Raw genomic sequence first — 14174 nt, forward strand, 5'->3', positions numbered from 1 at the left:
AACCATGTCATCGCCCAGTCCCGGTTCTCTTTTTCCCTCATCATGAGGAGCCATCAAAGACGGCGCAATATCCTGAGCTTGTCGAAGGATCGATGGGCGAAGGGAAATGCGCAGTGCCTGCCCTCACCCTTCGAGGCTTCGCTTCGCTCCGCATCTCAGGATCAGGGGGAAGCGTTACGGTCCGTACAGATAGGAACTTACGGCGTTAGGAGGCGGGCATGAATATCGAATTCGAGCCGTTCCTCTCAACACCATGGCTCATCGGCATTCTCGTGCCGCTGGCATTGCTGGTTCTGGCAACTGTCGCCCTGCGCATGCGCGGCGGGTTGATCCGTCTTCTGGCCGCCGCAGCCCTTGCCTTGGCGCTCTTCAACCCCGTGGTAATCAATGAAGAGCGCGAGCCGCTGAAAAGTGTCGTCGCTGTCGTGGTGGACCGGAGCCAGAGTCAGGAACTTGGGAACCGCCGCGCCGACACCGATGCCGCTTTGAAAGCCGTGCAGGATCAGCTTGCCACCATGCCGCAATTTGAAACGCGCGTGGTGGAAACCGGCAAGCCTGACGAAAACGAGGATGGCTATGCGACGCGGCTTTTCGGGCCGCTGGCGCGGGCGCTGCTCGACGTGCCGCCAACCCGCGTTGCGGGCGCGATCATGATCACCGACGGACAGGTGCACGATACGCCCGCCAACAAGAATGCGCTGGGCTTCGACGCGCCTTTACATGGGCTGGTGACGGGCAAACCGGACGAATTCGACCGTCGCATCCGCTTCAACAAGGCTCCACGCTACGGCATCAGCGGCAAGCCGCTTGAAATGTCGTTCACGGTCATCGACGAAGGCAAAAATCTCGGCAGCCCTGCGCCGGTAGAAATCCGCGTCAATGGCGAAGCGGTTTCTCAGGAACAGGCGCAGGTGGGGCAGGAAACATCTGTCACCATCACCTTGCCACGCGCCGGTGTGAATATCGTTGAAATTGCCACGCCCGCGATTCCGGGTGAAGTGACCGAGGCCAACAACCGTGCGGTCGCAACCGTCGACGGTATTCGCGAAAATCTGCGCGTGCTGCTCGTCTCCGGCGAGCCGCATAATGGCGAGCGCACCTGGCGCAATCTGCTGAAATCCGACGCCGCCGTGGATCTCGTCCACTTCACCATTTTGCGCCCGCCGGAAAAGCAGGACGGCACGCCGATCAATGAATTGTCGCTGATCGCCTTCCCGACGCGCGAGCTTTTCGTGGACAAGGTCAACGAGTTCGATCTCATCATTCTGGATCGCTACCAGCATCGCGATGTGCTGCCGCTGCTCTATTACGATTACATCGCGCAATATGTGGAAAATGGCGGCGCGCTGCTGGTTGCAGCCGGGCCGGAATATGCAGGCGAAATGTCGATTGCCCGCACGCCGCTTTACAACGCCCTGCCCGCCATGCCGACCGGCACGGTGACCGAAAAAGCGTTCTATCCCCGCCTGACCGATCTCGGCAAACGCCACCCCGTCACACGCGGCCTTGATGGCAGCGAGCAGGAACCGCCCCATTGGAGCCGCTGGTTCCGCACCATCGACATCACCGCGCCGCAGGGCGAAACGGTGATGAGCGGTGCGGACAACAAGCCGCTTCTGGTACTCAATCGCGTTGGAAAAGGCCGCGTCGGCATGTTCCTGTCCGATCAGGGCTGGCTATGGGCACGCGGCTTTGAAGGCGGCGGCCCCTATGCGGCGCTCTATCGCCGCATTGCGCACTGGCTGATGCAGGAGCCGGAACTGGAAGAAGAAGCGCTCACCGCTGCAGGCAATGGCCGCACTTTGAGCATTCACCGTCAAACGATGGGCGATAATCCGGGCACCGCGACCGTCACAACGCCTGCTGGCAAGACATTGCAGGTCAATCTCGCACAGAACAAGCCGGGTCTGTTCGACGGTTCGCTGCAAACCGACGAAATCGGCGTCTTCCGGATCAAGAACGGCGATCTGGAGACGCTGGCCCATGTCGGACCCGTCGATGCACCGGAATTTGCCGACAGCATTTCAACCGTGGATCGCCTGAAACCCATTGCTGAAGCGACCGGCGGTTCAGTCCATCGCGTGCGTGCAAGTGCCGACAGCGCCGTGCGGGTGCCGTCGATTACGGCGGTTGCCGCCAATCGCACAGCCAGCGGCAATGACTGGATCGGCCTGCGTGAAACCACCGACACGCAGCTCAAAAGCGTGAACCGCTTGCCGTTGTTCTCCGGCTTCCTGGCGCTCGCTGCCCTGCTCTTGGTCTTTGGCGGCATGTGGTATCGCGAAGGGCGGTAATCCGCCCTCGCACACCATTCTTCGTCTACACCTCGTTACCCCCTCATCCTGAGCAGGTGCTAAGCACCGTGTCGAAGGACGAGGCACGCGCTGGTTTCCCCTCTCCTTCGATCCTTCAAAAATCTCAGGATGATGCGCCGTCTTCGACGGCTCCTCAGGATAAGGGGAAAGCAAACGTTCCCACAAATCAAAGATTAAACGGAAAATCAGGCCCGGTTGGCGTGGCGCACAATGCCGCTGACGCCGCTTGCGGCACCGGCGGTGAGTTCGCAGGCAAGCATCCGGCGCGGATCGACCGGTGCGGGCATGACCATGGAGCCGTGCGGCACTATCTTGAAGCCGAACGGGCCATAATAAGGTTCGTCACCCACCAGAATGACCAGCTTGTGTCCCGCCTTCGTCGCCGCTTCCAGCGACTGGCGCATCAGCGTGCCGCCAATGCCCCGCTTCTTCCATTCAGGCCGCACGGCAAGCGGCCCCAGCAACAGTGCAGGTGTCTTGCCGATCACAACCGGTGTCAGCCGCACGGAACCCACCACTATGCCGCCCATCAAGGCAACGAAGGAAAGGCTCAGATCATGCGGGCCGCCTTCACGGATGAAATGGGCGGCGCGTGTAAAGCGTCCCGGTCCGAAAGCTTCGGCATTGATGGCTTCGATTTCAATGTCGTGCGCCGGGCATTCCTGCGCGTAGGTCAGTTCAAGCTGCTGCATGGGCTTAAGATCACAATTGGAGACTTCAGGGACCGTCAGGTCAATGGAATGCATTCCGCGCTGGCAGTGCGGTCCAAGTTTCATCGTCGGATGAAAAGCATTTCCATTACGTGTCTCCTGGGCGATCGAACATTGGATGATCGCAAATTGGAACTCCCATTACACCAAATTGAGCAGAGGTAAAACCATTTTTTTCAAAATGGTAGTTTCAACTTCTCTTTTTGGCAGCGTGACGCACTGTTTACGAGTTGAGATGCTGTAAATGCCGCCGTTTCGATCTATTTGTTCAACGCATTATCCCACGCAAAACCGCTTCGCACTTTTGCTGGAAATGCTTAGCTGCCAAAAGGAGAAATCACATGGGACTTCTGGTCGATGGCAAGTGGCAGGATGTCTGGTACGACACCAAGAGCACAAAAGGCCGCTTTGAACGCTCAAAATCGCAATTCCGCAACTGGATAACCGCGGACGGCAGCGCTGGTCCGACTGGCGAAGGCGGGTTCAAGGCCGAGCCGGGCCGCTATCATCTTTATGTTTCCTATGCATGCCCATGGGCGCATCGCACGCTGATTTTTCGCGCACTGAAGAAACTGGAAGAAGTCATCTCGGTTTCGGTCGTGGATTTTCTGATGGTGGAAGAAGGCTGGACCTTTTACGGCACCACCGGCAGCACCGGTGATGATCTGTACGGCTCCAAGCGCCTTTATGAAATCTATACCCGCGCCGATCCCAACTATTCCGGCCGCGTGACTGTGCCGGTCCTGTGGGACAAGCAACGCCAGACGATCGTTTCCAACGAGTCGTCGGAAATCATCCGCATGCTCAATACGGCTTTCAATGAATTCGGCGATGCCTCGCTCGACTTCTATCCGGAAGCGCTGGCGGCTGAGATCGATGCGCTCAACGATTTCATCTATCCCAATATCAACAATGGCGTTTACCGCGCTGGCTTTGCCACCGAGCAAGACGCTTATGAAGAAGCGTTCAAGCAGTTGTTCGCAGCGCTCGACACACTGGAAGACCGCCTCTCCCGCCAGCGTTATCTGACAGGCTCAAGCCTGGCGGAAGCGGATTGGCGTCTGTTCACGACGCTTTTGCGCTTCGATCCGGTCTATGTTGGCCATTTCAAATGCAATCTGCGCCGGATCGCCGATTATCCGAACCTGTGGAACTACACGCGTGAACTGTATCAAGTGCCGGGCGTGGCCTCGACGGTGAATATGGAACATATCAAGGGCCATTATTACCGCAGTCACAAGACAATCAACCCAACCGGCGTTGTGCCGATGGGCCCGGAAATCGACTTTGCAGTCCCGCATGACAGAGATCGTTTTTCGAAGAATTAACCGCCCCGACCGCAACTGCGCTTTTCCTGCAACAGTGCGGTTTCTAATATCAGCACTCTCTCATTCTCTTGCGCCCCTTTGATCTTGATCAATGGGGCGCGGGGCAACGCAGTTCAGATTGGATGCATCCCCCAGGACGACACCCAAGACTGCACTGTGACTAAGGAGAGATTTGATGAACCGTTTTGCGAAAGGGCTGCTTGCAGCAACCGCGCTGACATTTGCCGCCCCGGCCGCCTTTGCCGCCGACACTGTGGTCGCCCAGCCAGCCTCTGAAATTCAGGCTGTACCGGAAGCGCTTTCACCATGGCAGATCCGCGTGCGCGCCCTTGGGGTGATTGCGGAAAACAAGGGCCATGTGAATGGTGTTCCGGGTTCAGACCTCGACTACTCGAAGTCGATCACGCCCGAACTCGATATCACCTATTACTTCACCGACAATATCGCCGCCGAACTCATTCTCGGCACGACCTATGCCAATATCAACGGCGCAGGCTCCATCAGCAGTCTGGGCAACGTTGGCAAGACCTGGATTCTGCCGCCAACCCTGACCCTGCAATATCACTTCACCAATTTCGGCGCGTTCAAGCCCTATGTCGGTGCAGGCGTCAATTACACCATCTTCTACAATCAGGATGCAGGCAGCGCCGACTATCTGAAGGTCAAGAACACGTTTGGCGGCGCACTCCAGTTCGGTGTGGACTATATGATCGACGAACATTGGGGCTTGAACTTCGACGTGAAAAAGCTGTTCCTCGAACCGAAATTCGACGTCACCGTTGGCGGGCAGGAACTGAGCGGCAAAGCCAAGCTCAATCCATGGCTGATCGGCACCGGTATCACCTACCGCTTCTAATTTCAGACTATTTTAAAGGGCGCATCCTGCGCCCTTTATACCAAAGTATTACAGAGTATCTCCGCCCGGCGTTAAACAAAACCGCCGGGCACAAGTGGTATTACCACATCGGCAGCGGCTCCAGATCATACAGGGCTTCCTGCAAACGCCGCTTGGTTGAAGCTGTGGTTCCTTCCGGAAGATCGTCGAGCGGAAAGAAACCACTCTCGGCAATCTCCCTATCGGGCACTTTCGGCGCAAGTTGTTCAAAAGAACGGCATACATACAGTGCTACATGATCCCGTGGAGAAGCATGGGCATTCTTGTAAAGCGCAAGAAGTTGGGGGCGGCCTTTCAGGACAATATTACCCTCTTCCCGCAATTCTTTTTCTAGCGCCTGCTGAAAAGTCTCCCCACTATCTACACCACCGCCCGGCAACTGCCATCCCGGTACGTAAGTATGTCTTACTAAAAAAACAGAGTTAATCTTTTCATCATACACAATTGCCCTTACCCCAAGTGTCATGGGGCGCCGCAAAAGAAAATATGAATGAAATATAAAATGACGAAAGCGCATTCCGACTCTCCAGCAAACATTATATGCAGTTATCAATGCAGCAATCGCATCAACAAAAAGTCGCTAAACACGGTTTCTATTTTAGAAATTATCCAGTAAACGGGCCTTATGTTTCGCCTCGCTCACATCTCCGATATCCACCTTTCGCCACTGCCGCGTGTGAGATATCGCGAATTGGCCTCGAAGCGTATCACCGGTTATATCAACTGGCTGCGCAACCGCAAGGGTGCAATGCACGGAACGGTGCTCGATAAACTTGTAGCCGATATGCTGACGCAAGCGCCGAATCATATTGCCGTCACTGGCGATCTGGTCAATCTGGCTCTCAATCTGGAAATAGATATCGCCGCCGACTGGCTGTCGAAACTGGGCAACCCGGATGATGTCTCGGTCGTGCCCGGCAATCACGATGCCTATGTCCCCGGCGCGCTCGACCGGTCCTGCCGCAAATGGGAACCGTGGATGCGCGGCGACGGCATCGACAACAAGGGCAAACGCCCGCAATTTCCTTATATGCGTGTGCGCGATGATGTCGCGATGATCGGCGTCTCGTCGGCCCGCGCCACAGCACCTTTCATGGCAAGCGGCGATTTCCGCTCCGCGCAGGCCAAGCGTCTTGCCGCCACGCTCGATGAGGCAGGTGCGCGCGGGCATTTCCGGGTCGTGATGATCCATCATCCGCCGATCCACGGTGCAACGCCGACCCACAAGCGACTTTACGGCATCCGCCGTTTTCAAAAGATCATCCGCAAGCATGGCGCGGAACTGGTCATTCACGGCCACACGCATCTGGCGACGAAATATGAAATCGACGGAACCAACGGCAAAATGCCTGTGATCTGCGTCCCGTCGGCCAGTCAGAACTATGGCGGCCACAAGCCGCCTGCCCGCTACAATCTCTTCAACATCGACCGCAAGCTGGATGGCGGCTGGCATTGCCTCTGGGAACAGCACGGCATCGAAGATGCAAGCGAGCGCATTTTCAAGATATCCGAGCAGGAACTCTACAAATGAAAAAGGCGGCACAGTGTGCCGCCTTTTTCGTTCAATAGCCTTCGGTTACTGACCGATCACCCGGTTGGCCGCCGATACGATGGCTTCCAGCGATGCGCTGACGATATTGTCGTTGATGCCGGCACCGAACAGCTTACCGCCCGGATGCGCCATTTCAACATAGGAGATGGCCGATGCATCCGAACCCTGCTGGAGCGAATGTTCGGAATAATCCACGACCGACATCTTCACGCCGAGATATTTCGACAGCGCGTCGACAAAGCCGTCAATCGGACCGGTGCCCTTGCCTTCGATATTCTTGGTCACGCCGTTATCGGTAATTTCGGCAGTGAGAATGCGGCGACCCTTCTGTTCAGGATCCGGGATGGTGTGGTGATCCACGAACTTGATGCGGGCATCCGGCTGCGTCACATAGAGTTTCTGGAACTCTTCATGAATGCGCTTGGACGGCAATTCCTTGCCTTCGTCGTCCGTGATCTGCTGGATGATTTCGCGGAACTCGACCTGCAGATTGCGCGGCAGGTTCAAACCGTAATCGGCCTGCAGGATATAGGCGATGCCGCCCTTGCCCGACTGCGAATTGATGCGGATGATCGCTTCGTAGGAACGGCCAACGTCCTGCGGGTCGATCGGCAGATAAGGCACTTCCCAAACCGGCGAATTGGCCGACTTGCGCGCCTTCATGCCCTTGTTGATCGCATCCTGATGCGAGCCGGAGAAAGCGGTATAGACCAGCTCGCCGACATAGGGGTGACGCTCTGCGATCTTCAGCTGGTTCGAATATTCATAGACATCCTTCATGCGATTGATGTCCGTGCAATCCAGCTCGGGATCGATGCCCTGCGTGTACATGTTCAACGCCAGCGTTACCACATCCACATTGCCGGTGCGTTCGCCATTGCCAAACAAGGTGCCTTCGACGCGATCGGCACCGGCCATCAGGCCCAGTTCCGTCGCAGCGATGCCCGTACCGCGGTCATTATGCGGGTGCAGCGAAATGATCAGGTTTTCGCGATTGTCGAGATTGCGGCACATCCATTCGATCTGGTCGGCATAGACATTCGGCGTGTTCATTTCCACCGTGGACGGCAGATTGACGATCAGCTTGTTGTCCGCTGTCGGCTTCACGATCTCGATGACCGCATTGCAGATTTCCAGCGCCACATCCAGCTCGGTGCCGGTAAAGCTTTCCGGCGAATACTGGAAGCGATAGCCGCCACCTGCCTTGGCCGCCATATCCATGATCATCTTGGCGGCATCGGTCGCGATCTGCTTGATCCCGCCAACATCCTTGGCGAAAACCACGCGACGCTGCAATTCGCTGGTGGAATTGTAGAAGTGGATGATCGGCGTCTTTGCGCCTTCCAAAGCTTCGAACGTACGGGTGATCAGTTCAGGACGGCACTGCACCAAAACCTGCAAATCCAGCTCGTCCGGCACATTGCCCTGTTCAATCGCCCAGCGGCAGAAGTCGAAATCCGTCTGCGAGGCAGATGGAAAGCCGATTTCGATTTCCGGGAAACCCATATCGACCAGCAAGCGGAACATGCGCTCCTTGCGGTCGTGACCCATCGGGTCGATCAAAGCCTGATTGCCGTCGCGCAGATCGACCGAGCACCAGATCGGCGCTTTTTCGATGCGCTTGGATGGCCAGGTACGGTCGTCGAGCTTGGGAGCCGGGAATGGCGAATATTTGGTGGCTGCGTCCCGCATGCCTTTACGTTCGGCTTCGGCGACGGATTGCGGCGTGATAACGGACTGGTTCATTTCTCGTTTCCTCCCGGCTTCTGGACGGCATTAAAGCCCGTCAAGCACGGATATTCATGATCGATTGTAAGGGTTTTATGAAAAGGAGCACAGGCCAGCGGGACCGTTTTCGACCGCCGGACGCTCCTTCAACGAGCCCGGCGATCGCCGCTAAGGCCGAGGGTAAGAAGCGAGTTGAGAACGCAAACATCGACGCGCGCGCCAGTGGCGGCAGCCGAATGTCCCAGAGATGTTGCGTTCTTCGTCATCATGGTCAAGCTTTTACACGCGCGATTTGACCGATGCAAGATGCATTTACGCCAGTTGCTTCGGTCAGCACGGTATTTCAATCAAGCGAAGGGAACCGCACTTGTACCCAAAGGCAATTTCGCCTCGTCTTCCGGTTCAACATGGATGACGACGCGGGCGCTGCCGATCTGTTCTTTCAGGGCATCTTCAATGCGGTCGCAGATCACATGCGCATCGCCGACGCTCATGTCCGCAGCCACAACCAGATGAAACTCGATGAAGGTAACGCGCCCGGCGATACGCGTTTTCAGATCGTGCACTTCAATGGCGCCTGCTGCATTGGACGAAATGACATCGCGAATGCGCATTTCCTCGGCTGGCTCGACGCCAATATCCATCAATCCCTGCACCGACGAGTTGATCACATGCCAGCCCTGCCACAGAATATTCAGCGCCACGACAATGGCGAGCAGCGGATCGAGGATTGCCCAACCGGTGACGACAGCACCCACCAGACCGACCAGCACGCCCAGCGACGTGAATACGTCGGTCATGATGTGCTTGCCATCGGCTTCCAGCGCTGGAGACCGTGCCGCACGCCCGGTACGGATCAGGAGTGTGGCCCAGACGCCATTGACGACAGCGGCAACTGTGTTGATGCCGAGGCCAAGCCATGGTGCTTCGAGCTGGCGCGGGGTCTGCAAGGCAAACCAAGCCTCGCGGAAGATCAACAGCGCCGCAACGGTGATCAAAACGCCCTCGACAACCGCCGAAATATATTCCGCCTTGTGATGACCGAACGGGTGATTTTCATCGGCGGGCTTATAGCTCACGCTGATCGCCCACCAGGCGCCCACTGCCGCGATGACATTGACGATGGATTCGAGCGCATCGGAATAGAGCGCCACCGAGCCGGTGAGCATATAGGCCACATATTTCAGCCCCATCACCCCAAAGGCAATGGGAATCGACCATGCGGCTAGCCGCCGAACTCTTGCACTCGCGTCCATGACGAACCTTTGATTTATCTAATTACTGCCCGAGACAGGCCCAAAAACCGGACCTTGATCAATTCAGGCTCATGCATATTGGGCTCATGCGCACCGGCTTTGGCTTGAAATTAGCTTTCAGAGCCGGTCAGTCCTATGCAACTGCATTGTCTAAAGCGCATCTTGTCCAAAAACCGTTTCACACTTTTTGGGATGTGCTTCAATGACCGCTCTATACCCCAGAACAATCGAAGTTCGTACCCCTGTTTTTCCAGTTATCGCATTTAATTTTTCCTGCAAATGCAAGGCATTACAGTTGAAAATGCGTTGCCAGAGCAAGCCGCGGAAACGCACCGTCGAAATCCCAAAACAAAACCGGCCGCAGGGTGACTGCGACCGGTTGAATATCAACGCGATGAAGCGCCTTTTCAGTAGTTGCTGCGGCGCGCTTTTTTGTGTTTGCCCGCCAGATGCGTCACCACATTCTCGATTATGCGCATACCGGCATTATGACCGAGTGTCATGATCGATTCCGGGTGGAACTGAACAGCCGCCACCGGTTCCTTCTTATGCTCGAAAGCCATGATCACACCGTCTTCGGTTTCCGCTGTAACGAGGAAATCATCCGGCAGACGCTCCGGATCGGCAAAGATCGAATGGTAGCGCCCGACCGTCACTTCCTTCGGCAGACCGGAGAAAATGCGTTCCGGCTTCGACACGCGAATGCGCGACGGCTTGCCATGCATCGGAATACGCAACTGGCGCAACGTGCCGCCATAGGCTTCCGCCAGAGCCTGAAGGCCAAGGCAGACGCCGAAGATCGGCAGTTCGCGCTTGCGCGCCTTGTCGATGGTTGCCTTGCAGTCGAAATCCTGCGGTGAACCCGGCCCCGGCGAAAGCACCACGAGATCAGGATTGACGCGGTCGAAAATGTCGTCGGCGACTGGCGAGCGCACCGTCGATACGGTTGCGCCCGTCTGGCGGAAATAATTGGCCAGCGTGTGTACGAAGGAATCTTCGTGATCCACCAGCAGGACCGAGATGCCCTCGCCTACCTTGGCGGCCACACGTTCTTCAGCAACATGATTGCTCTTCTGCGCCTCACGCACAGCCGCGATCATCGCCGAAGCCTTCAGCTCGGTTTCCGCCTCTTCTTCTTCCGGGTTGGAATCAAACAGCAGCGTTGCACCGGCACGGATTTCAGCCACGCCATCCTTGATGCGGATGGTGCGCAGCGTGAGACCGGTATTCATGTCGCCGTTGAAATGCATCATGCCGATGGCGCCGCCATACCATGCACGCGGGCTGCGCTCGTTTTCCTCAAGGAAACGCATCGCCCACAATTTCGGCGCGCCGGTCACGGTCACAGCCCATGCATGGCTGAGGAAACCGTCGAAAGCATCCATACCGTCACGCAGGCGACCTTCAATATGATCAACCGTATGGATCAGGCGCGAATACATTTCGATCTGGCGGCGACCAATCACCCGCACCGAACCCGGCTCGCAGACACGGCTCTTGTCGTTGCGATCCACATCCGAACACATGGTCAGCTCGGACTCATCCTTCTTGGAATTGAGCAGTTTCAGAATCTGCTCCGAATCCGAAATCGCATCCTCGCCGCGCTTGATCGTGCCCGAAATCGGGCAGGTTTCGATGCGACGGCCATTGACGCGCACGAACATTTCCGGCGATGCGCCAACCAGATATTCGTTCTCGCCCAGATTGATGAAGAAGGAATAAGGCGACGGATTGATCGTCTTCAGGCGACGGAAGATTTCCGACGGTGCAGTGTGGCAACGCTCATAGAAGGTCTGACCCGGCACGACCTCGAACAGATCGCCGCGCTTGAAACTATCCTTGGCGCGCTCGACCAGCTTGGCATATTCGCCCGGATTGTGATCGCCACGCGGCAATGTACGTTCCGAAGGCTTGAACGCCTCGGCAGGCGTTGCCCGCGCAAGACCATGCGTCGAGGAACCGCCGCAGGTGAATTCATAACGATCGACCCAGGCGCGTGCTGCATAGTGGTCGGCGACAAAGATCTCGTCGGGAATGAACAGCACCAGATCGCGCTGGGTTTCCGGGCGCTTGAGCTTGTACTGGATCGGGTCGAACTGGAACGCCAGATCGTAACCGAAGGCACCGTAAAGGCCGAGATTGGCATCTTCTTCCGAGAAGAACAGCCCGACAATGGCGCGCAGCACCGTGAACACCGAAGGCATGCGCGAACGCTCTTCTTCGGTAAATGTGCCGGTCGGCTCCGCAATGGTCAGCTCGATGCGATCCTGCGTGGACGTATCCACCGTCACTTCGCCCAAAGCCTGCACTGTATCGAGAATGGGGCGCAGCAGGATGACGCCACGGGCGTTCAACGCTTCAATGCGCATGGTGCGCTGGCGCGACGTGATCACCACTGGCGGATCGACGATTGCCGTATCCCATCGCGTATAGCGGCCCGGATATTCGTAGTTGGATGAGAACACCGCACCGCGTCTTTCATTGAGCACATCGATATAGGTTTCGATGGCGCCCTTATACGCAGTGAGATGGCGCACGCGCTCGACGACAATGCCGCCAGCCGTTTCGTGCTGAAATATCTCGCTATCCGCTATCTTCGCATTCATGGTCGGCTAATCCCAATTGCTTTGGTTTTCGAATAATTCCGGGCTTCGGTCCTATTCGGGCAGCCAAACAAAAAGGCCGCCCGGATAATCCCAGCGGCCCTGTCTCCTGAACGCATATGCGCAAACGCCTGCGTGGCCGCTTTTAGCGAGCCCACCACCAACCGTTGATGCGAATGTGCGAAATGTTCATGGGCGCTAGTGTTAGCGCCCCGCCGGGCGGCTTGCAACCGGAAAATTGTGGCCTCGCATTTTTCCCGACAGACCCGATACCCGGCCCCGATGAGCCTACCCTGTCATTGTTGTCAGGCCTATACCTGTCAGAATTATGCTAAGCCCTCGGAACCGAAAAAAGAAAAGTCCGGACACCACGGAAGGTCCGGACTTTTCCCTGTCCTTAATGAGGACATACAGACAAGGAAGCGGGGTGCCTTGCCTGATCAAAACGAGGCTCCTCGCCCCCCAAATGACTAAATTTATACGTGTAATACGACTTTCAGTATGGCTAATCACTACCATGAGTTGCATATACTTGGCAACTAGTAATTGATTCGGAGCCGCCTGTTCGTATTTGGGACATGGCGCACCAGTCCCCGCAAATTTGTCAGCCTTCTGAACAAGTTTCGTCTTGCGCCCAGCGCGGATTTCAGATTCATTCCCGTGACTTAATTCAGAACGAACGCATGAAGAAAAGAGTCGCCGCAAACAGGCGACCAGTTGGGGACACACGCATGAAGAACCTTGATGCCATGGACAGGAACATCCTACAGGCCCTTCAGGAGAACGGGCGCCTGACCAATACCGAGCTTGCCGATCGCATCAATCTCTCGCAGACAGCGACTGCCGAACGCGTCAAGCGCCTGACCCGGGAAGGCTATATTCTGGGCTATTCGGCACGGCTGTCGCCCAAGATGCTCGACCGCGCCATGCTGGTTTTCATCGAGATCAAGCTCGACCGCACAACGCCGGAAGTCTTCGAGACCTTCGCGACGTTCACGCGCAACAATCCAGACGTTCTCGAATGCCATATGGTGGCAGGCGGCTTCGACTATCTCGTCAAGGCCCGCGTTTCCGACATGGATCATTATCGCCGTTTCCTGTCCGAAGCGCTTCTTTCTCTGCCGGGCGTGCGGGAATCTCACACCTATGCCGTCATGGAAGAAGTCAAGGAAACCGCGCATATCGCGGTATAATAGGCCTCTCATGGCCATCACCACGCTGACAGGATCCTTCCTGCTCCAGCAATGAATGCTTGCCAGAATTCATTTGCGGGTATATACCCGCATTATGGCACATTCTTGTTTCTGCATACTTCTGCGTCAGGCATCGCGCAAAACCTCCGCCATCTATGACGAGGCGCTGGCGCCGCTTGGCATCAATGTCGCACAGTTCAGCCTGCTGCGTCGGCTTGACCGCGCGGGCACACTGTCGATCACCGAACTGGCGCGCACGGCGGAGCTTGATCGCTCCACGATGGGGCGCAACGCCAAGGTGTTGCAGCGCATGGGACTGGTTGAGCCCGGCCAGGGCGAAGACCATCGCGAAACCAATATCAGATTGACCGATACGGGCCGGGAGCTTCTCACCCGTGGTGGTCCGCTCTGGGATAAAGCCCAGGAAGAAATCGAAGAAAAACTTGGAAATAACGGGGTCGAACAGTTGCAGGCGCTGCTTCAGGCACTCTGAAGCCCGCTGGACGCGACCCTCTAACTGAACTGACTTGACTGGAAACAATGACGGAGCGCGCTTCTGCGGCTACGCGCAAAGAAGCTCGCCTTCCTATCCGT

The 14174-nt window shown here is 56.7% G+C and carries 11 protein-coding genes; 6 read left to right on the forward strand and 5 right to left on the reverse strand.

Translation table 11 applies throughout. The features are described from left to right. Window positions 1–218: 218 nt before the first annotated feature. On the forward strand, window positions 219–2294 hold the full coding sequence (locus tag ACTJKP_RS04425) for a hypothetical protein (RefSeq protein WP_440629808.1): 2076 nt from the start codon (window positions 219–221) through the stop codon (window positions 2292–2294). Window positions 2295–2500: 206 nt separating this feature from the next. On the opposite strand, the gene ACTJKP_RS04430 is transcribed toward ACTJKP_RS04425, so the two are convergent. Continuing rightward, the gene (locus ACTJKP_RS04430; RefSeq protein WP_440629809.1) at window positions 2501–3007 is read right to left on the reverse strand and encodes a GNAT family N-acetyltransferase; all 507 of its coding nucleotides are present in this window, start codon (window positions 3005–3007) and stop codon (window positions 2501–2503) included. 359 nt (window positions 3008–3366) lie between these two features. Here ACTJKP_RS04430 and ACTJKP_RS04435 point away from each other — a divergent pair, with 359 nt between their 5' ends. Beyond that, window positions 3367–4353 carry a glutathione S-transferase family protein gene (locus ACTJKP_RS04435; RefSeq protein ID WP_440629810.1) on the forward strand — a complete coding sequence of 329 codons (987 nt, stop codon included), beginning with the start codon at window positions 3367–3369 and terminating at the stop codon, window positions 4351–4353. Window positions 4354–4528: 175 nt separating this feature from the next. Further along, complete coding sequence (locus tag ACTJKP_RS04440; RefSeq protein WP_440629811.1) at window positions 4529–5209, forward strand: OmpW/AlkL family protein; 681 nt, start codon at window positions 4529–4531, stop codon at window positions 5207–5209. A gap of 100 nt (window positions 5210–5309) precedes the next feature. Here the strand turns inward: ACTJKP_RS04440 and ACTJKP_RS04445 are convergent, their stop codons facing one another. Beyond that, window positions 5310–5765, reverse strand: coding sequence for an NUDIX domain-containing protein (locus tag ACTJKP_RS04445; RefSeq protein WP_078338771.1), 456 nt, complete (start codon window positions 5763–5765; stop codon window positions 5310–5312). Between the two features lie 108 nt (window positions 5766–5873). On the opposite strand from ACTJKP_RS04445, the gene ACTJKP_RS04450 reads away from it, so the two are divergent. Beyond that, complete coding sequence (locus ACTJKP_RS04450; RefSeq protein WP_440629812.1) at window positions 5874–6779, forward strand: metallophosphoesterase family protein; 906 nt, start codon at window positions 5874–5876, stop codon at window positions 6777–6779. A gap of 45 nt (window positions 6780–6824) precedes the next feature. Here ACTJKP_RS04450 and leuA read toward each other — a convergent pair whose 3' ends face one another. From leuA to ACTJKP_RS04465, 3 genes are all read right to left on the reverse strand, one after another. Continuing rightward, window positions 6825–8546: a 2-isopropylmalate synthase gene (gene leuA, locus ACTJKP_RS04455; protein ID WP_078338773.1), complete on the reverse strand. Its 1722-nt coding sequence runs from the start codon at window positions 8544–8546 to the stop codon at window positions 6825–6827. 329 nt (window positions 8547–8875) lie between these two features. Then, window positions 8876–9784 carry a cation diffusion facilitator family transporter gene (locus ACTJKP_RS04460; protein WP_440629813.1) on the reverse strand — a complete coding sequence of 303 codons (909 nt, stop codon included), beginning with the start codon at window positions 9782–9784 and terminating at the stop codon, window positions 8876–8878. A gap of 407 nt (window positions 9785–10191) precedes the next feature. Then, entirely contained in the window at window positions 10192–12390 is a 2199-nt protein-coding gene (locus ACTJKP_RS04465) for an anthranilate synthase component I (RefSeq protein WP_078338775.1), read from the reverse strand. Between the two features lie 728 nt (window positions 12391–13118). Between ACTJKP_RS04465 and ACTJKP_RS04470 the strand changes: the two genes are divergently transcribed. After that, window positions 13119–13580: an Lrp/AsnC ligand binding domain-containing protein gene (locus tag ACTJKP_RS04470; protein WP_078338776.1), complete on the forward strand. Its 462-nt coding sequence runs from the start codon at window positions 13119–13121 to the stop codon at window positions 13578–13580. Between the two features lie 94 nt (window positions 13581–13674). Further along, window positions 13675–14073, forward strand: coding sequence for a MarR family winged helix-turn-helix transcriptional regulator (locus ACTJKP_RS04475; protein WP_440629814.1), 399 nt, complete (start codon window positions 13675–13677; stop codon window positions 14071–14073). Window positions 14074–14174: the final 101 nt, after the last annotated feature.

The sequence above is a fragment of the Brucella sp. 22210 genome, assembly GCF_052045675.1.
GTDB lineage: Bacteria > Pseudomonadota > Alphaproteobacteria > Rhizobiales > Rhizobiaceae > Brucella.